Consider the following 19802-nt stretch of genomic DNA (forward strand, 5'->3'; position numbering starts at 1 on the left):
AGAAAAGGAGGATTTAAATATGATCGTACAAAATAAGGGGAACTTTATTCGTCATATAGGAGATGTAATGATCATACCTGGAGCGAATAATTTAGATGAAAAACAAACTAAAGCTTTTCAGGAAGCGATTGAAAGTAACTCGCTAGATAAAGCTTTAGTTGGTAAAGAACTAGTATTGCCAGAAGTAAAAGGTGCCGTGGTTAACTCAGTAAGTGATATGAAGGCAGATGAAGCATTAATTTTGATAGCCGATACGTTCGATTTATCCTTATTGAGCCAATGGGCCGATGATGAAAAGAAAGCTAAACCTAAACCACGAAAATCAGTTGAGAAAGCTATCGAAGAACAAATTGAAAGTATTCAAAATCCTCCTGCGGACTCTGTAGTTAATACGGAAGACTAGGAGGATTTTATTATGACTAAAACAACTGTTGAGAATGTCAAATTGACAGCTAAAGAAGTTGCTAATGTTGATGATGCAGCCATTTTGTTGTTTATTTATGATGCGTGGAATGAGGTTAGTCGTAAAAAGTTTCCAGAGGATATTGAGGAGCAGGCCAACCGTTATCTAGCTTGTCATTTGGCCGTTTTAAATAATCAGAATACTAAACGAGAGAAGGTTGGTTCTTTGGAGCGCGAGTATTCTGGTTTTCACTCCACTTACACAGACTTAAAACGCACAGTATACGGTCAGGAGTATGCAAGATTGCTTAAAGAGTATACAAAAGGAAATGGGACAAGTTTGGTGGTGATATAGGTGCGTGTGATTGATGATAATCGTTCTAATGATGTTGCTAATGAACTAAAACACCTTAATAGCTATTCATTGGAGATTGGTGTATTTGGAGATGATGATTCATTTATGGCGATGCTAGCTAGTGTTCATGAGTTTGGCATGACTATTAAGCCAAAAGGCAAGTTTCTTACGATACCAACCAAAGCGGCAGGTAAAAAGAAAGCTAGAGAAATTGATGGGTTATTTAAGCCAAAGGGCAAAAATATCTTAGCGATAGCTAACAAACGTGGCAAACTAACTGTTATGTTTTATTTGGTTGAAGAAGTAGTTATACCTGAACGGTCTTTTATACGATCAACTTTTGATGAGCAGGAAAAAAGTTGGAGTGAGTATTTCAATTTACTTATAGGTAAATTAATCAATGGAAGTTTGAGTGCTAGAGAATTATATGAAAGACTTGGGGGCAGAATACAACGCGATGTTCAACGAACTATTAAAACCATGTCAGAGCCCGGCAATGCAGGTGCTACTGTAGCAAGAAAGGGCTCTAATAATCCGTTGATAGATTCTAGTAGATTAAGGCAGTCAGTTGTATGGAAGGTGGTGGGTGCTTAATGGAAAAGCTTGATTTTTTATCACTATTATCATCATTTGGTACTCCTATTACTGTTGTAGTAAAAAAAGATGAAGGTGGTGAATATGTAAATGGCGAGTGGGTTAAGAAGACAGGCGATGAAGTTCTTGATCTAAGTGAACCATTTATACCATCGTCATTAGCTACTCAGTTACCGATTGAACTTAATTATCAAGATGGTGGTCGTTTTGAGGATTATGAAATGATTTGGTACTCTTCTCATGTTGTACCAATGAAATCGATTGTTAAGCATCATGGGCGAGTTTATTCAGTAGAAAATGCTGTAGATTATACAGATTATTCTAATGTTATTCAATATGGATGCAAGGCGGTGGAAAACATTGTCAGCATATAATTATGAAAAATTAGCCAAACTTCTAGGTATTATTGTACAAACAGCTAATAATAATCAATTAATTGAGAGTAATTCTAATGGACCACAGCCTGAGTATCCGTTTTGGACATATACTTTAACTTCACCATATTTATCTGTCACTCATGATGTAGTGGAAGGTGAAGTTTTTGAGTGTGTGGTCTCTTTAACGGGTCATGACTTATCAGGCTTGAGAGTCTTGAATTCTGCAATGCAACTTAATAAATACTTGCGTCTCACTGAGACCAAATACTTACTTCAAGAAAATGATATTGTTTTAGTTTCACTAACGGGTGTGGCTAAAAGAGATAACCTGATTAGCATAGAGTATGAACGAACAGCTGGTTTTGATATTAGGATAAGAGTCAAGGATAACTATGTGGAGAATCGTCCGCAAATAGAAAATGTAGAAATATAGGAGGTAACAAGATGGCTTTAGAAAAAATTACAGATGTTACAGTAACGATTGATATTCAAAACCCTCAACCAATTGTAGGTTTGGGGAATCCCGCAATCTTTGTTAAAGGGACTGCTGCCGCATATGTGGAGTATGAAAGCATTGAGACGCTTAAAAAGGCGTACGATGACACAACTGCTGTATTTAAGAAGGTTAATACTATCTGGAATCAAAGTAATAAACCTCGTACAGTCGCAGTAGTTACGTTTGAAGAAGGAAAAATCAAAGAGGCGGCTGAAAACTATTTCTTTGAATCGTGGCATTTTGCTTTATTAGCTGAATATGAAGCAGCTGATGCGTTAGCTATTTCTAATGTGATTGAAGAACAAAAGTACAAGTTTTTAGTCGTTCAGGTGGCGAATGTTTCTGATTTAGTCCAATTTGATGGCAATAACCTAACAATTGGTATTGTCCACACCTTAGATGAGGCAATTGATGCCGCTTTGGTAGGGAACACAGCCAGCTTGCCAGTTGGATCTGTTACTTGGAAAGGTCGTCCGAATTTAGTTGGAGTTAAAGAAAATAAACTGACTGTGTCAGAATTAAATGCTATCCATGAAGCAGGTGGTATGGCTTACGTTAAAAAGGCCGGTATTCCACAAACCTCAGAAGGTAAAACTGTTGGAGGTGAGTTTATTGATGCATTGCATGGCGATCATTGGGTTAAGTCTAACATTGAGTCTAAGATTCAGCGTTTACTATCAACTACTGATAAATTGACTTTCGACGCCAACGGTATCGCATTGTTAAACAGTACAGTTTCTAATATCATGCAGACAGCTTTTACTAATGGGATCATTGATATGATCGATGACACTGGTGCTGGAAATTATTCAGTTAGTGCTTTACAACGGTCGGATTTAGATCCGGAAGATATTGCACGTCGGAACTATAAGGGGCTTTCGTTTGAATACAAACGTTCTGGTGCCATTCATTCAGTGGATGTCACTGGAAAAATTGAAGTTTAGGAGGAAATAAGCATATGGATATGATGACAACTTATGATGCAAAAGAAGTAGCAACAATCGTTGATGATGTAGTGATGTTTGGGTTTCAAGATGGAGATATGGTTTCTTTTAGTAAAGATAATTCTTATATCGAAGTTCAAACAGATGCTCAGGGACAAGGGTCGGCAGCTAAAAATAACGATAATTTAGGGACTTTTACAATTAATTTGTCTCAGAATAGTCCTTGTAATAAGCACCTGATGAATTTGGCGAATTCTCGTAAAGAGTTCCCTATAAGTGTCAAGCATCAGTCAGAAATGGCTTGGGCTACTCGTGCTTTCATTGAAAAAACGCCTGATGGTTCATTCGGTAAAGGAGTTCCAACACGTTCGTACACAATTAAAGCTATTGATTACAAACATGAATTCACTTAAGCACCTAGGTAATATTTAGGTGCTTTCTTTATATCATTCAAACAAATCTTAGGAGGAAACAAGCATGTCAAAAGATGAAACTGTAAAAGAAGTGGCGAAAAAAAATAATATTCCAGAAGTTGAAAAGAAACCTATGAAGAAATTCGGTAAGCAAGAAAAGCATACTGTAAATGATATCGAGTATACATTTCAGTTTCCTGGTATTCGGGTAGCGCAGCGCATTTTGGATGCTTCCAAAATGGGAAATGGGGCTTTTAATGACGAAGCCTATAACACTCAACTAATGGAAACTATTATTGTTGAGCCTAAAACTGATTGGGATTATTGGGATCAGAATGATGGCTATCGTGAGGTTATGGCATTAGCTGATAACTTTCTTGGTAGAATGCTTAGCTAGACCAAATCAACTTAAAGTAGAGCGAGAAGTCAAAAAAGATTTTAATTTTTGGCTTCCCGTTATTGCTGGTATTGCCTCAAAGGAAGAGGTAGAAATAGCAACAGCTTATGAACTAGCTATTCTCTGTGAAGTAGCGAGTGAAAAGATTCAATTAATGAGAGGTGGTATTTAGATGGCAGATGCCTTACGTAAAACGTCGATAGAGATAGACTGGAAAGTAAATAACAGTGCCCTTCAACGTGCGAATGAAGAAACAGACAAAATTATAGCTAAATCCGGACGTATGGAGAGTGGTTATAATCAGTCTGCATCTGCCATTAATAATGCTACAGGCTCTATGGGCAAATATAACCAGTCCGCAAAGGATGGTACCAATAATGTTGTCCAGTTTGAGCGTAATTCAAAGAGTGCGTTTAATCAGGCCGGGCAAGGGGCTACAAGCGCGAAGAATAATGTTGTTCAGATGAATCGCGAGATAGAGCAATCAGGATCTAAAGCATCAGTAGCGGGTAATAAAATCAAGTCTACATTGTCATCAGCTAAGAATAATGTTGTTGATTTATCTAGTAAGTTTAGTAACATGGCTGATGGTGTTGGTGGTGCCTCAAATAAGATTGCAGGCTCAATTGAAACGGGATTAAACAAACCATTAAGTGCTGCAAAAGGGATTTTGACAGGTCTATTAGCAACGGCAGGTGTTGCCGGAGCTGGTAGCCTATTTAATGCCGGAATTGATCGTTTAAGTTCAATCGAAGATGCGAAAATGTCCATGGAAGTTATGATGGGGGGAGATACTAAGAAAGCTCAAGGTTTCATGGATGAGGTTTTAGATTTTGCAAAGACTACTCCCTATGCTTTTACACAATTATCAACTTCTGCCAAGAATTTATTTGCGTATGGTATGGATCAAAATGATATAGTTCCAACTTTAAGGGCTATTGGAGATTTGTCAGCAGCTTCTGGTAAAGGTTCAGAAGGTATTGATAGCTTGGCATCAGCTTTTGGTAAGATGCAGGTCTCTGGCAAGGCTTCTGGTGAACAACTAACTCAAATTACAGAAGCTGGAGTACCAGCTCTAAAGATTTTAGCCAATCAGGCAGGAGTTTCCGTTGAAGAAATTCAAAAGAGGATTGCAGCCGGGGAAGTATCTGCTAAAACTGCCATAAGTGGGTTGGTCAAAGGGATTGCCGAAGGAACAAATGGTGTGGCTGGACAAACGCAAGCTTTGGGTGGCGTGATGGAGAAATTGAAGAAGACTTGGAAAGGGTCGTTAGACTCCATGAAATCTTCAGTAACTTCTACAATGGCGACCTTAATAGAGCCAGCTGTACCTAAAATACAGGAAGGCATGAAGTGGTTTTCTGAGCAATTTAAAAAGTTGCCTGACATTGTGTCAGCATCAGCTAAGTTCTTTGCTCCTGCTTGGGCACCAGCTCAAGAAGTGTTTGTAAGTGGTAAGGATTTTATCAAAAATGATTTTATGCCTACTTTATTTGAGTTAGGAAAAACAATGGGACCGGGATTTCTAGAAGGTGGCATATCAGCACTTAAGGGATTTGGCTGGGTAATTGATAATGTTGTTAAACCACCAATATTGTGGCTTAAAGATTATTCAGAAGAACATCCAGAACGAATGAAGAACATTGCTAAGTATGCAACCATTGGTGCAGCGGGCTTTTATGCATTTAATAAAGTATCTGGAATTGTAAAGTTTGGTACTAGGGCAATTGATAAACTAATTGTCAAACTAGCAAGTATCGGGCCCACGGCGGCAATTAGTTCGGCAAAAGCTAACACTTCTATTGCTTCGATAGGAGAAACGGCTAATAATCAAGCTTTTACAAACGATGTTGGAGATTTAATTAATAGTCGAAGCGCTAAGTATATTAAAAAACCATCTAAATTTATGACTGGATTAAAAGGTGTTCCTTCTAAGGCTAAAAGTGGAGCCGGTTGGTTCTTTACAGGAGCAAAAACAATTGCCACAGAAGTACCGAGACATGCTGGCAAAGCTAGTATTGGCTCTAAGTTAATTGGTGGTACCACATCATTAGCTAAAGCCACTCCTGGGTTATCGATGCTAACTGCTGGTATAAATTTGCTTGGTATGAAAAAAGATAATGTTGGAGATAAAATTGGGGGATCACTTGGAACTCTGCTTGGTGGAGCTATTGGTAGTAAAATGGCAGCTGTTGCAGGAGCTAAGTTTGGAGCGACTGCGGGAACTGTTTTTGGACCAATAGGTACAGCGGTTGGGGGAATGCTTGGGACTGTGGTAGGACTCACTGTTGGTTCCTCATTAGGGGAATCAATTCAAAAGAATTGGAAAAAATGGTCTGACTCTAATTGGTTGGATAAACATCCTGTCCTAGGTGCACCAGTTAAATGGATAAACAAAGGTGCAGAATATGGTGGGAAATTAGTAAAAGGTATTAAAAATGGCTATTCTAGTGCAAAAGATAAAATTTCTGAGTTCTTTGCAGATCCCTTTGAAACCAAAGTGAAATCAGGCAAAGGGTTGTCTAAAGGAACTGCAAAAAAATGGAACAAGTATATGGGGGAAAGCGAAAGCCTTACTGCCCAAAATGCTAATATTGCAATTACAGGGGAATTTGATGAAAAAGATTCTGCCAAAAGTACAGCATCTATTGATAAGATGCAGTCTCAAGTTAATAAATCATTAGATGGTAAAAAAGATAAATCTGCTAAAAATATTGATAAATTATCTGATTTGGGTGTTATTGATCAAAAGGTAGTGGAATCTGCTAAACGTACTGGCGACGAAATGAACCGAATAAGAAAAAGTCGTTATGAAGATGGTGCTAATAAACTAAAAGAAGTTATTGGCAAACGTGATAATGAGTTACTCGAAGAGACTAAGAAACAAGAAAATGCAATCAATGCGATTAAAGAAAAAGCTCGTAGAGAAAATCGGGAACTTACTGAGGATGAGCTTAAAAAGATTGAATGGGCTGAAACCGTTGGTGCGGCAAATCGTAAAGGGATTGGTCGGAAGTATAGCGAGGAAATAACTGCAATTCAGACGAAGCAAAACGAAGATGCGGCTATTGCATTGTCTGCCTCTGCAAAAGAACAAATAATAATTCTAGGGAATTTAAAAGATAATGCTGGTAAAATCTCAGCCAAGCAAGCAGCTGAAGTTGTTGCGAATTCGTATAAAGCAAAGGAAGGCGTTAAGAAAGAAGAAACAGAAAAGTATGAAGAAACTAAACGCTTACTGGATGAAGAATACCGTATCAATAAAACTATTACAAAGAAACAGTATGAGGAGGCACTTGAAAAGGCTCAGACCAATCGTGATGAAAGAATTAAGGTTGCAGAAGAGCTTCACGATGGGGTTGTTACTCAGGCTCAGAAACAAGCCGAAGGGCATTTGAAATCTGTAGATTGGGAGACGGGGCAGTCATTAAGTAAATGGGATCAATTTAAAAATGGATTAGCAACTGCATGGGATGATATGATTGGCGGAATAAATAAAGTCATGGATTTCTTTAAGCTGCCATCGATCCCAAGTTGGAAACCAAAAAGTAAGGCGCAAAGTTCTGGTAGTTATGTCGGATCATCAAAAGCATATCCAACAAGATATAAAGGTTCGACAGGTAATTATCATGGGCCTGCTTTAGTTGGAGAAGAAGGTCCGGAATTAGCTTACAACAAATCGACATCTAGCATGAGAATTTTAGGTTCAAATGGTGCTGAGATGACTCATGTTAATTCTGGAGAACGAATCTTAAATAATCGCGAAACTATGAAAGTTCTAAATGGTGGCTATGGTAAAGGGTCTGTATTACCTGGTTTTGATGGTGGAACATCGGGAGCTTCGGGAAAAGATTTTCTTTCTTCAGGGATAGATAAAGGGAAAGAGCTTGTTGGAAATGTTGTTCAAGGGGCTAAGGATGTTGGTAGCGATATTGCTGAAATAGCTTCTGAATGGCTAGCTGATCCTATAGAGAAAGTATCTTCAATCATTTCCGCACTTAATCCATTTAAAAAGAAGTCTAGTGCTTCGATTGATAATTATGGATTTGGAGTTATTTCTAAATTAGGCGAAGGAGCTAAGACCTGGGTAAGCGAAAAATTACAATCAATTTCCATGGATGGCGAAGTAGGCGGCCCCGGTGCGTATGCCCCACATTTTGGGCCACCGTTTGTTTTAACTTCCCAACGAGGAGCTCGATGGGGAACAACTCACCAAGGGATCGACTTTGGAGCGCCTATAGGTACACCAATACCTGCTCAGAACCCAGGAACTGTTTCTGCAGCTGGTGGAGGTGTTCAAGGATTTGGCAAATGGGTTGTAGTTGAAGTCGCTAAGGATTTGCATGCTATTTATGGGCATGTGTCAGAGGTTTTGACTAGTACTGGTAAGAATGTTAAAGCAGGACAGACTATTGCCAAAGTTGGTAATGAGGGACAAAGTACAGGCCCTCACGTTCATTACGAATTACGTAAAGGTGGAATTAATGGAACGGCAGTTGATCCTTATACTTACGGAGCTGAGGCAAGTTCTGGCGGAAGTTCACCAGGTGGCTCAGGTGTCGAAAGATGGCGACCAACGATCATGAAAGCTTTAGCGAAGAATGGACTACCTTCAAACCCTACTTATACGAATGCTTGGCTAAGACAAGTTCAAAGCGAGTCAGGTGGTAACGAGAAAGCGGTTCAGGGTGGTTATACAGATGTAAATACTCTTAGTGGTGATTTGGCTAAAGGGCTGTTACAAACGATATCAGCCACTTTTAACGCGTATAAGCATTCAGGGTTTGGTAATATTTTTAAAGGGTATGATAACTCATTAGCTGCTATTAACTATGCGAAAAATCGGTATGGTGCTAGTGGGATGTTGGGCGTAATTGGTCATGGACATGGTTATGAAAAAGGAGGTCGCCCAGCAGTAGGAAAAACAGTACTAGTAGGCGAAAATGGACCAGAGCTATTTGAGGCCGATACTGCAGGAACAGTTCATTCTTACGATAAGACTAGAGGGTTATTTAGTAATAGCGCGCCATCAATTGATTTCAGTCCGAATATAACAATTAATGTGGAATCTTCTGATAAAGGTGTTGCTAGCGACGTAAAGAAAGCAGTTGATGAAGCGATGGAGAACATGTATGCCAAGCTTATTAACCTATTCAATGCAGGGGGGGTTGTGTAGTGGGAGAAATTAAATATGGTAATACTATAATTAAAGTGGTGAACTCGACGGAGAGTGAAAGTCGTTCATCAACTGTTACACAATACCCAGTTGAAGAAGGAGCTCCAGTTTCCGATCATACTCAGTTTCAAGGGAAGACTGTCCAAATGACGGGTTTCTTACTTGGTAGCACTGCAGAACAAAGTTATAAAACATTGTCTGATTGGCAAGAGAAAGGTTATTTGATTGAATTTAGAGGTCGAATATATATTAAAGATATTGTGATAGACAGTGTTAGTCGAAATTACGATCGAATTGGGAATGGTTTTGGAATTAGTCTTTCTTTTACTCCTATCAGAAAGGCTAAAACTTCATGGTCAAAAGTACCTAACAGTGGCAAGAAGCAGCCAACACCACCCAAATCAACGGCCGTTTATGTCACGGTAAAAAAAGGAAATACTTATTGGGGATGGTGGAAACAGTATGGAACGCCGATTCAAACTTTGCGTAATTGGAACAAGTGGCCAGATCGGTTTATTCCTATTGGGAAACGTGCAAGAGTGAAATAAAAGGAGGCTATCTTATGTCATTAAGAAGCTATATTCCAATTGAAAAGCAACAATTACCAGAATTGTTTGAGATTGATCTTGCCGGTCAATCTTTTTTATTTGGAGTTGATTATAATCAGTCAGAAAATATTTTTACTGTAGATTTATTTGATCTTAATCATAACTCTATTGTAATAGGTGAACGACTAGTTATTAACGAAATGTTGTGGGCGGATATCATATCAGATAAGTTGCCAGCTGTGGACATAATACCGATGGATGAAAGTGGCGAAGCAAGAATAATTACGTATGAAAACTTTGGTAAGACAGTTTTTCTTTATTTAGACACACTACCTCCGGATATGGATACTCCAAAACTGGAAAATGAGGTGCATGCTTTATGACAGAAATGTGGTTAAGAGATGTCTCTGTCACTATTGACAATGGTAAAGAAAAAGCTTCTTTTGCCACGAAACCAGGTGCAACAAATAACTTTGAAATACAATTTGATATTCCGTTTTCTGATGATCCTATCCCTTCAGAGGGGACCGTGTCATTATTTAATTTGAACAAGGCTAGCATTAACCGGATTACTAAAGGTGCTAAGGTAACCGTAACAGCTGGATATAAAGGAGATGTGGGAGTACTTTCGTCAGGCACTATTACTAATTTACAACCGACAACTTTGGTTGGTGTTGATAGACAAACGACGTTCACATTTCTTGAAGGGACTGACTATTCAGAAAAGAAAGAGGTAGATATCACTTTTTCTAAAGGAACATCGGCTTTAACGATTATAAAACGGGTAGCAAATACAGCAAAAATACCAATTTCTACAATCTCACTTAAGACAAATAAAGTTTATGGTTCTGGTTATACAGCAGATGGTAGTGCTATGGATGTATTGGAAGAGGTTGTAAAAGCGTGTAATTCGTCACTTTTTTATAAACGAGGACAATTGTTAATTAGGGATATTAAATCGGCAAACAGCGATATTTGTAATGTGAATTATGATACGGGGCTAGTGGGCCAACCCTCTAGAATTGAAAATGATGATTATAAAGGATGGTCCATTGAATCCTTATTACAGCACCGAATTTCGACAGCAGCAACAATAAATTTAAAATCTAAAGACATAAGTGGAAAGTTTCATGTAAAAAGTGGAGCGCACAGTTATAACGGATCAAGTCTATCCACAACATGTGAGGTGATTTCATGAGTAATGATACTAAATTTTATAAAGAGTTTATTCAAACTCTAAAAAAATCTATTAATGTCATGCAACTATGCCGTGTGGTTAACTATGATAGCAGTTCTCAAAAGGCTGATGTTCAGCCGTTAGCTTTGAAATCTGATGGGAAGAAGAGGGCGTTAATTCAGGGGGCCCTTGTTATGAACCATTGTAGAGATACTATCACTACAGGGAAAGTAGTTGCCGTTATTTTTAATGATCGAGATATTGATAATTTCCGAGGTGCAGGTGATTTCAAATTATCCTCTGAAAGAATGCACAGTGTCAATGATGCCGTTATTATGGGGGTCTATTTATGAGAGATATACAAGTTGATTCTCAAGGTGACTTAATTTTTAATGATCAGGACTTAATATTGGTAGAGTCTGACAATGAAATTGCTCAAAGTGTCAGAATCATTTTAGCAACTAGATTAAGTGAGTTTTTGTTAGATAAAGAATTAGGAATATCCTATGATAATTTGCTAGGTAAACAGCTGAATTTCGATTATTTAAAACAAGATATTACTGACGCAATACTAACTCAAGAAAAACGTATAACTAGTATTGAGAACATCCTTTTTGTGAAAGAAGGAAATCGACATTTAAACGTTAATCTATTCATGAGAGTAGATGATAAGGAGTTACAGATGGAGGTGTTATTAAATGCTTGATGAATCGGGGTTTAAGAGAAAACGTTATAGTGATTTGATTGAAGAAATGAGTAATAAGGCTAAAGAACTTTATGGCAATAATGTTAATGTTTCTAGTCATTCTGTTTTAGGGATCATCATCAGAATTGTTTCTTGGTTTATGTCACTAATTTACGAGCTTGCTGAAAAAGTCTATCATAGCGGGTTTCTTAGTCAAGCAACTGGTGTATCTCTGGATAGATTAGGAGCAAATAATGGGATATTACGTAATCCAGCTACAGTTGCTATAGTGGAATTAACTTTTAAAGGCAAGCCTAAATTTATCATTAATGAGGGAGTACAATTTGCTACAGAGAATAAAATTATTTTTGAAATGATTGATGTTGTGACAATTGATGATAATGGCGATGGAGTTGGTACTGCAATTTCAGTCCTGATGAACAGTGAAAGTAATGTTCCAGCTAATTCTATTAAGGTTCAAGTAGAACCTACGGAAGAACTTTTTTCGGTTAACAATGTAGCTAAGGCCGAAGGGGGTGCAGAACCAGAAAATGACAAAGACTATCGGGAACGGATAAAACTTTCAATTCGTGGTAATCCTGGTCCACCTATTAATGGAATTATGACTGCTCTACTTGGCGTATCAGGTGTTAGAACAGCTAATGTAATTGAGAATAAGACGATGGAAGTAGACACTTATGGGAACCCACCTAAATCTGTCCACGCCTATGTTTTAGGTGGCTCACAAACAGATATAGGCATTGCATTGTTTGAAAGTGTATCCGCTGGAATTGAAACAGTGGGGAAAGTTTCATTAGAAGTGGCCGATATTGGTGGTTTTAAACATATTGTGAATTTTGACTATGCTCACGTGGTAACTATTTTTGTTGAGGTTAAGCTTAAAACTAACGAAAAATACGAAGCTAATGGGGATTCAAAAGTTGTTGATGCAGTTTTGTCATATATAAATTCTTTATCCATGGGAGAATCAGTCCGCTTTTCTTATATTTATCCAGAGCTCTATAAGATACCTGGAATAATTGTTGCAGATGTTAAAATAGGAAAATCATCAGGTTCAGTTAATTCAACAGATGTATTGCTTGGACCAAATGAATCATCGCAATGTATTACAGAAAATGTGGTGATCAAACATGAAGTTTGATAAGTTTATAGAATTGTTACCAGATGTTTTTGATAAAACTGAGAGTTCTAATATTAGCAAACTATTGTTGATTTTTGAGGAACAAACAAATAAGATTACTGAAATTTTGAACAAGACGCTATTATGGCGTGATATTGATAACGCTAAAGGATTAACCCTAGATGAACTTGGAAATAATGTAGGACAAGGAAGAGGCCGAACATCTGATGAAATCTACAGGGTATTGATTAGAGGGAAGGTCGCCAGAAATTGTAGTGACGGCACAATAAATCGCATGATAAAGGCTTTGGCAATCTCATTGAACTGTCCTCCCTCAGAAATAAATATAATTGCGTCAAACGAAACAGAAGATGAAAAAGAGCCTGCCGCTATTATCGTAAAAAAGATTCCAATTGATTATTTAAATAGATCAGGAATGACGATTTCACAGTTTTTACAGATAACTGAAAGTATTACTTCGGGAGGCGTGCGCGTTGCCTATGTCAATTTGGAAGGTACTTTTTACTTTTCTGATCAAGAAATTGAAATCAGTGATGAAGGTTTTGCAGACTTATCAGAGTCGGTTGGAGGGACATTGGGAGGTGTATTCATTCCGTCAGACGATTATAAACTACCACTTTAAGAAAGGAAATTGTATAGATGGTAAATTTTATTAAAGAGCTACCTAAATGGGAAGCAGATGGTATTCAACCTCCAGATAATTTATTAAAAGATGGTTGGAAGGCATCGCAACGGCCACCAGCAGATTATTTTAATTGGTTTTTTAGCCGAACGTATTACGCCTTAAAAGAGTTACAAGAAGTAGCTGCTAAAGATTCTGATCTAGTTACTCATGAACGACTTAAGAATAATCCTCATGATGTTAATGCAATACAAGTAGGGCTAGGAAATTTAATTAATCAGAAACAAGCAACAAAAGTAGAATTTGATGCACATAATGAAGACTCAATTCGTCATATTTTAAAAATCGAGAGGGAAAATTGGGATTCAAAAGCTCCAGGAGTTCATACCCACAAGTGGGCGGATGTACTTGGTGTGCCGATTGCCGGATTGAGTCAAAAAGGAATTGTTCAACTTCTGGACTCAGTAGTTAGTACTGATAAAACAATGGCAGCAACTCCTAACTCTGTTAAAAGTGCGTATGATCGTGGGAGTATAGGTATAGCCGATGCAGCCTCTGCAAAAAAAATTGCTGAGGATCATATAGCAACAAAAACTAATCCGCATGGGACCACAAAAGCTCATGTTGGTTTGGGAAGTGTTCAAGATTATGGTATTGCTTCAACCACAGAAGCTCAAAGCGGATCGTTAAATAATCGCTATATGACGCCCTTTCTTGTGAATGAGGCAATTAAGTTACTTCAATCTGTGAAAACTGTTAACGGACGAACTGGTGATGTAGTCATTTCTAAAGTCGATATTAGTTTAGGGAATGTAGATAATGTAAAACAAGCCGCAAAAACGGAATTTGACACTCATAGTGGGGATTCTGTTAGACATGTAACAGCAGTTGAACGGAATACTTGGAACTCCAAAATGAATACCAATGCCAATGCTGTGAGTGCGACCAAACTACAAACCGCAAGGAAAATTGCTGGAAAATTATTTGATGGTACTGCAGATATTAACATCGATACAACTGATATCAACTTATTAGCGGTTTATTCAAAAAAAATTACTGATAAGCCTTCATCTTATACCAAAGGAGTAACTGTAACCATGGTGAGAAAAGAAGAGGATGGTTGGCCATCGTTTGGAACAGTTACTACTTTTAATGGGTATTCTAATGGCGGAGGAGTGTTACAGCTATATTCACCGTATGCCTCCAATCTTGGTGGAACATCGGTACAATTTAGGTTAGGAGTGTACCCTACAGATACTTGGACATCATTTTTACCTTTGGAAACGGAATCGGGTGCACAGGCTAAAGCAACTGCTGTTCAATCTAATTTAAATACTCATACCAACAATAAATCGAATCCTCATGGTACAACTAAAACTCATGTTGGGCTAGGTAGTGTTGATAATATTCAACAAGCTACGAAAGCAGAATTTAATACGCACAATAATGATATTGTCCGTCACCTAACGGCGGCAGAACGAGCTAACTGGAATGGTAAATTGAATGCGAATGCCAATGCTGTGAGTGCGACAAAGTTGGTTACTGCACGAACAATTGCAGGTGTTTCATTTAATGGGACAGCAAATATTGCTATAACAGCTGGGAATGTTGGTGCCTATACAAAAGCGGAGGTGGATTCTAGAGTAGCATCTGTTCAACCAAAATTATATGAAGCAACAGTGCCGTTAGCTGCAGGAATTGCGGGGTGGAGCGCCTCACAAAATACACTTAAAGTCAGAAGAAATGGTGCTGTTGTATGTGCATCAGGAACTGTCAAGAAAACAACATATGGACCATTGCTTCCATTAGTTTTAGGGACAATACCAACGGGTTATAGACCCATTTCTGGAGAGCGCATTGAATTTTTTACAGGTGAGAGCGAGACTGGTGAGCTAGGAAAAATGTTGATCTCTATTTCTGATGCTGGGGTTATCAGTGTAGAAGCCTATGAGAGAAGAGATTCTAACGGAAACGGAGCTTTATTTGGTATGGGCGTGAAAATAAATATATATGTTTCATTTATGACGAAAGATGCTAGTCCAGCGTAAAGATAATTGACAATAGTCTGTGTCTCATAAGTGGGATAAAGATTTTAATTTTTGCTTTAGAGATCGTAATGGTCTTTGAAGCTCTGATAGGGGGATTTTATTGATGCTGGAACTTGTAAAGGAAATCCCAGCCATAGTCTGGACAGTTATTGGTACTGTAGTTGGAAGTTACCTGACCTATAAAGGGACAACTCAAAGTAATAAAGCGAGTGTTGACCAAATTTATACAACAGAAATTAGTGGGCTTATCACTGAATTAAAAGATAGTAATAAACGAATTAATGACGAATTAGCAGATGTAAAGCTGGAACTGAAGGAATTAAAAAAAGAGTTAACAGCAAAAGATGAGCTAATTCAAGTTTTAAAGGACGACATCCTTCGATTATCTACAGAGAAAGAAAATTACAAACAGTGGTGTCGTGATAAGGATATTCAAATAGAAAAGTTGAAAGGTAGGAAATAATATGAAAATTGATTGGAAACTAAAGTTAACTAGTCGTAAGTTCTGGGCGGCAGTCAGTGGTTTTGTATTAGCAGTATTGGTTATTTTTAATGTTGATGACTTAACCTCCGAAAAGGTAGTGGCTCTAATTGCTGCACTTGGAACTTTGTCGGCCTACATTGTCGGTGAAGGTTTTGTTGATAGCCGTCGAATTGATAAGGAGAAGGATAGTCCTCATTAATTTGAGGGCTATTTTTTATATAAAAATGAAAAGAGGTATTATAATGAAGAAATTTTCAAAGTTTCTAGTTAGTTTAGTTATTGTCGTTGGTATGGTGTTTCCTAGCGTGTCTGTTTTTGCTGCTAAAGGTGATCAAGGGGTAGACTGGGCCATCTATCAAGGAGAGAATGGTCGATTTGGTTATGGGAGTGACAAATTCTCTATCTCTCAAATAGGTGGCTATAATGAATGGGGCTTGTACGATCAATGGACCTATAAAACTCAAGTAGCTGCAACGATTGCTCAAGGGAAACGAGCCCACACCTATATTTGGTATGATACTTGGGGGAGCATGTCTATTGCGAAAACAACAATGGATTACTTCCTGCCAAAGATTCAATCACCAAAAGGCTCCATTGTAGCTCTTGATTTTGAGTCTGGAGCAGGTGGAAATAAGCAAGCTAATACGGATACAATTTTATATGGTATGCGAAGGATTAAGCAAGCAGGCTACACGCCGATGTATTACTCTTACAAGCCGTTTACGCTTGATAATGTTTATTACCAACAAATCATAAAAGAGTTTCCAAATAGCTTGTGGATTGCTGCCTATCCTGATTATAATGTAACACCTAAACCAAATTATAATGTATTTCCATCATTAGATGGAATTGCTATTTATCAGTTTACATCAACTTATGTTGCCGGGGGACTTGATGGAAATGTTGACTTGACTGGTATTACAGATAATGGGTATAAAAAGGGAAATGAACCAACGACAGAGACACCGTCAATTGATGCAGGTAAAGAAGCAGATGAAACGCCTAAGAAAGAAATTAAAGCTGGAGATAGTGTGAAGGTTAATTTTTCTGCTGCTCAATGGGCAACAGGCGAAGGGATTCCTGATTGGGTGAAAGGTAATACTTACATTGTGCAAGAAGTCAGTGGTGATAAAGTGTTACTAGGTGGTATCTGGTCATGGATTAATCGTAAAAATGTCGAGATTATCAATGTAGCTGATAAACCAATTAGTGATCCTAATTCAACAGCAGTTAAAAATTATCATGTCGTATGTGGTGACACATTAAGCGGCATTGCTTTTACTTACGGAACGACCGTAGAAAACATTAAATCCTTAAACGGACTATCTAGTGATATGATCTATGCTGGCCAAACTCTGAAACTAAGTGGAACAGCTTCAGAAGAAACTAGAATTCATAACATTGTATGGGGCGATACGCTTAGCGGTATTGCACTGCAATATGGTACAACAGTTCAAAATATTAAAGCGTTGAATGGTCTGCAAAGTGATACGATCTATGCAGGTAATACTTTAAGAGTATAAATTAGTAAGGCCCTGATTCTCTTATTTTTGAGATCAGGGCTATTTTACTTTTTTATATTTGAAAGGGGAAAATATGAAATATATACTAAATATTTTTGAGAATGCTTTTTGCATATTAATAGAATTCAGCGTGTATGTTTGCCTTCTCTTAATTGAAATTGGCTTAGTTAATGCTTTTTGGACATGGTTTAATATCTTTAAGAATGGTTCGATTGAGCCTTTTTCTGAAATAATGATTTTGGCCTGTATATTAATTCTAATCGTATTTATTGGTCTAGTTCTTCTAGCTTGGCTTGTCCATAGGGCAATGTGAGACCCGATTCAATTAGAGTATCAAGATAATTTTTATATTCACTTAGTGATCCACTGGGTGTTCTGACCCATTCTTTATTCTTTGAATCAGTAAAAAAAATGAAAGGAATAGCGTGTACTCCACCGGCAGCATTGCCAGGATTATTTATTGTAGTTGAGTATTTACCTGGTGGGACCGTTTCTATATGAATACAGTGCTGTCCCTTTAAAGCGAACTCAATATCATTGTCGAGAGAGTCTCCGAGGCCTTTATTGCTTGTCATCAATACGAATACATTATAAATAGGGAGAGAATTGGCATTTTGTATGGTAATTGATGCGTTTGGAGAATGAGAAATAGTGTTCCAAACTGACACCTTTTCAGCTAATGAAATGTTTTGTTCATATTGTTTTTCTTTATTAATTTTATTAATTTGATTTGTAGATATCAAGATATTTGCAATAGTGGCAATACTTACAATGATTCCAACTGAAGATTTAGTAGTATCATTTTTTATAAAACGCGCTATTGTAGCAAATGTTTTTTTAATCATATGTTTCTTACCTCGCTTTGATTTCCTATTCAACAATGAAGTTGTAGATATATATTGTATCAAAGCAAGGCGTAAAGAAGTAGGGAAGAAATATTTTTATTTTGGTATAGATTACCAATAACAGAATGTTATTATATAATTATTGAGAATGGATATCTTCTAAATAATTATATAATTTACTAGATGAATAGTATATACCGTTATATGGCTTTTCGATAAAATATTTTGATTGATGTTTGTAAACATAAAATGTATCAGATACTTCATCTTTTTTCTTAATTTTGATCGTATAAAACTGTGGCACTCTAGGAGAATCATCAACAGACTTTCCTTTGATTAATTTGGAATAAGATTCTTTCATTAAGAGAAGAATCTCTTTTCTTTCATTTTCATCTAAGGTTCTTGAAGTGTCATTTTTAGTCACAGATATACTGGCAATATCATTGTTTTTTGGAATGATATGTATTGGCCTTTTGTAGAAAAGCAGAACGAAAAGTGATATTGTTCCTAAGATAGTAATCACAATTATTGATTTCTTCATGAATATACCCTTAGAATTTTGACGAAACTAACTTATTATTCACAATTATTCTCATTTTTCCAGATTTAACTGCATTAAACACTTTAGTAACTAATTGAGCATTTAGACTATTGCTTCCAGAAGCAAGACCTCGTCCCACTCCATTGTTGAATAAGTCCATTTGTTTATCTAGACCCGAAGAAGTAGCTTCGTGCGCATCTGTCCAAATTTTTGCTCTTGATGCTCCAATTTTTATTGTTAAAGCAGCATTCCAATAGGCGTGCCTAAATGCATCAGAAGCGTCTTGGAATCCATTTTTTCTAAATAACTCAATTGTTCTTGCTTCAGCTTGTTTCGCAGTATATCCATACTGAATCGCTTCGAATGGATGCGATTTGGCAAGTTTTTGTTCAGCGCTATTCAAGAGTGAAGAACCGCCAGAGTTGTAATAGCGTTGTGAACGCAAGTTGCTAGTGTTTTCTTCATGAGTTTCAATAAGAACTTCCATAGCCAAAATATTTTTTTCAGACTCGGTTAAACCTTCAGTATTTTCCAATTTCTCATATGCTTTAAATAAATCGTTTTCAGTAATTGACGAAGCAATATCTACATACTCTTCAGTAATAGTTTCTTCATTTTGCTGAGCGTCAACCTGAGCCTCAACATTTGAACATATACCGAACACTGCAAAGACACTAGCTACAACTAATAATTTTTTTAATTTCATAAACTACACCAACTTTTCCAATTTTTTACTCTCCGCGGTTGAGTTATAAAAATATTATCATAAGTCAAAACATCAGTCAATGAAATTATTGACATAAAGATAATAAGTGATCATCAAACACCCCTATTGTTAAGGGTAAATAGCTACTATTCAATGATGGGACTATTTTATTTCGAGTGAGAATGTAGATAAATACTGATGCGTGTTAAGTTTTATTAAAGGAAAATGAATTTTATACTAATTAATTGACTATTTACTTTAAATTACTAGAAATTATATAAAAAAGGCCGACGAACAACTATTTAGT

Annotated in this window: 24 protein-coding genes; 21 read left to right on the forward strand and 3 right to left on the reverse strand. The window is 37.1% G+C overall.

Annotated elements, in window-relative coordinates:
* The first annotated feature begins 19 nt into the window (after positions 1-19).
* The 21 genes from AC5KOD_RS21830 (at position 20) to AC5KOD_RS21930 (ending at position 17403) form a co-directional block, all read left to right on the forward strand.
* On the forward strand, positions 20-403 hold the full coding sequence (locus AC5KOD_RS21830; RefSeq protein ID WP_496916705.1) for a hypothetical protein: 384 nt from the start codon (positions 20-22) through the stop codon (positions 401-403).
* Between the two features lie 12 nt (positions 404-415).
* Positions 416-757, forward strand: coding sequence for a DUF4054 domain-containing protein (locus tag AC5KOD_RS21835; protein WP_496916706.1), 342 nt, complete (start codon positions 416-418; stop codon positions 755-757).
* Positions 758-1351 (forward strand): hypothetical protein, encoded by a 594-nt coding sequence (locus AC5KOD_RS21840; RefSeq protein WP_496916707.1) that lies wholly within the window; start codon positions 758-760, stop codon positions 1349-1351. It abuts the gene before it with no gap.
* Positions 1351-1725 carry a hypothetical protein gene (locus AC5KOD_RS21845; RefSeq protein WP_496916708.1) on the forward strand — a complete coding sequence of 125 codons (375 nt, stop codon included), beginning with the start codon at positions 1351-1353 and terminating at the stop codon, positions 1723-1725. The genes AC5KOD_RS21840 and AC5KOD_RS21845 overlap by 1 nt, the downstream gene beginning before the upstream one ends.
* Positions 1712-2161 carry a phage neck terminator protein gene (locus AC5KOD_RS21850; protein WP_496916709.1) on the forward strand — a complete coding sequence of 150 codons (450 nt, stop codon included), beginning with the start codon at positions 1712-1714 and terminating at the stop codon, positions 2159-2161. The genes AC5KOD_RS21845 and AC5KOD_RS21850 overlap by 14 nt, the downstream gene beginning before the upstream one ends.
* An 11-nt stretch (positions 2162-2172) precedes the next feature.
* Positions 2173-3168 carry a DUF3383 family protein gene (locus AC5KOD_RS21855; protein ID WP_496916710.1) on the forward strand — a complete coding sequence of 332 codons (996 nt, stop codon included), beginning with the start codon at positions 2173-2175 and terminating at the stop codon, positions 3166-3168.
* A 14-nt stretch (positions 3169-3182) separates the two neighbouring features.
* Positions 3183-3581: a phage structural protein gene (locus AC5KOD_RS21860; protein ID WP_496916711.1), complete on the forward strand. Its 399-nt coding sequence runs from the start codon at positions 3183-3185 to the stop codon at positions 3579-3581.
* 64 nt (positions 3582-3645) lie between these two features.
* Positions 3646-3978: a hypothetical protein gene (locus AC5KOD_RS21865; RefSeq protein WP_496916712.1), complete on the forward strand. Its 333-nt coding sequence runs from the start codon at positions 3646-3648 to the stop codon at positions 3976-3978.
* Positions 3959-4150 (forward strand): hypothetical protein, encoded by a 192-nt coding sequence (locus AC5KOD_RS21870; protein ID WP_496916713.1) that lies wholly within the window; start codon positions 3959-3961, stop codon positions 4148-4150. The genes AC5KOD_RS21865 and AC5KOD_RS21870 overlap by 20 nt, the downstream gene beginning before the upstream one ends.
* Positions 4151-9154: a peptidoglycan DD-metalloendopeptidase family protein gene (locus AC5KOD_RS21875; RefSeq protein ID WP_496916714.1), complete on the forward strand. Its 5004-nt coding sequence runs from the start codon at positions 4151-4153 to the stop codon at positions 9152-9154.
* Positions 9154-9702, forward strand: a complete 549-nt coding sequence (locus AC5KOD_RS21880) for a LysM peptidoglycan-binding domain-containing protein (protein WP_496916715.1) — start codon at positions 9154-9156, stop codon at positions 9700-9702. Before AC5KOD_RS21875 ends, AC5KOD_RS21880 begins: the two co-directional genes overlap by 1 nt.
* A gap of 14 nt (positions 9703-9716) precedes the next feature.
* Positions 9717-10085, forward strand: a complete 369-nt coding sequence (locus AC5KOD_RS21885; RefSeq protein WP_496916716.1) for a phage baseplate plug family protein — start codon at positions 9717-9719, stop codon at positions 10083-10085.
* Positions 10082-10900, forward strand: coding sequence for a phage protein (locus AC5KOD_RS21890; protein WP_496916717.1), 819 nt, complete (start codon positions 10082-10084; stop codon positions 10898-10900). The genes AC5KOD_RS21885 and AC5KOD_RS21890 overlap by 4 nt, the downstream gene beginning before the upstream one ends.
* On the forward strand, positions 10897-11232 hold the full coding sequence (locus tag AC5KOD_RS21895; protein WP_496916718.1) for a hypothetical protein: 336 nt from the start codon (positions 10897-10899) through the stop codon (positions 11230-11232). The genes AC5KOD_RS21890 and AC5KOD_RS21895 overlap by 4 nt, the downstream gene beginning before the upstream one ends.
* Entirely contained in the window at positions 11229-11585 is a 357-nt protein-coding gene (locus AC5KOD_RS21900; RefSeq protein ID WP_496916719.1) for a contractile injection system sheath initiator, read from the forward strand. The genes AC5KOD_RS21895 and AC5KOD_RS21900 overlap by 4 nt, the downstream gene beginning before the upstream one ends.
* Entirely contained in the window at positions 11578-12726 is a 1149-nt protein-coding gene (locus AC5KOD_RS21905) for a baseplate J/gp47 family protein (protein WP_496916720.1), read from the forward strand. Before AC5KOD_RS21900 ends, AC5KOD_RS21905 begins: the two co-directional genes overlap by 8 nt.
* The gene (locus AC5KOD_RS21910) at positions 12716-13348 is read left to right on the forward strand and encodes a hypothetical protein (protein WP_496916721.1); all 633 of its coding nucleotides are present in this window, start codon (positions 12716-12718) and stop codon (positions 13346-13348) included. The genes AC5KOD_RS21905 and AC5KOD_RS21910 overlap by 11 nt, the downstream gene beginning before the upstream one ends.
* Before the next feature lie 17 nt (positions 13349-13365).
* Positions 13366-15396, forward strand: coding sequence for a phage tail protein (locus AC5KOD_RS21915; protein ID WP_496916722.1), 2031 nt, complete (start codon positions 13366-13368; stop codon positions 15394-15396).
* A 103-nt stretch (positions 15397-15499) separates the two neighbouring features.
* Positions 15500-15859 (forward strand): hypothetical protein, encoded by a 360-nt coding sequence (locus AC5KOD_RS21920; RefSeq protein ID WP_496916723.1) that lies wholly within the window; start codon positions 15500-15502, stop codon positions 15857-15859.
* Position 15860: 1 nt separating this feature from the next.
* Complete coding sequence (locus AC5KOD_RS21925) at positions 15861-16079, forward strand: hypothetical protein (RefSeq protein WP_496916724.1); 219 nt, start codon at positions 15861-15863, stop codon at positions 16077-16079.
* 43 nt (positions 16080-16122) lie between these two features.
* On the forward strand, positions 16123-17403 hold the full coding sequence (locus tag AC5KOD_RS21930; protein ID WP_496916725.1) for a LysM peptidoglycan-binding domain-containing protein: 1281 nt from the start codon (positions 16123-16125) through the stop codon (positions 17401-17403).
* A 266-nt stretch (positions 17404-17669) separates the two neighbouring features.
* Here the strand turns inward: AC5KOD_RS21930 and AC5KOD_RS21935 are convergent, their stop codons facing one another.
* The 3 genes from AC5KOD_RS21935 to AC5KOD_RS21945 form a co-directional block, all read right to left on the reverse strand.
* On the reverse strand, positions 17670-18248 hold the full coding sequence (locus tag AC5KOD_RS21935) for a hypothetical protein (protein ID WP_496916726.1): 579 nt from the start codon (positions 18246-18248) through the stop codon (positions 17670-17672).
* Between the two features lie 139 nt (positions 18249-18387).
* A complete protein-coding gene (locus tag AC5KOD_RS21940) occupies positions 18388-18789 on the reverse strand; it encodes a DUF5301 domain-containing protein (protein ID WP_496916727.1) in 402 nt (133 codons plus the stop codon).
* 10 nt (positions 18790-18799) lie between these two features.
* Positions 18800-19495, reverse strand: a complete 696-nt coding sequence (locus AC5KOD_RS21945) for a DUF6973 domain-containing protein (RefSeq protein WP_496916728.1) — start codon at positions 19493-19495, stop codon at positions 18800-18802.
* Between the last annotated feature and the right edge of the window lie 307 nt (positions 19496-19802).

It is taken from the genome of Vagococcus sp. WN80Y (genome assembly GCF_059621045.1).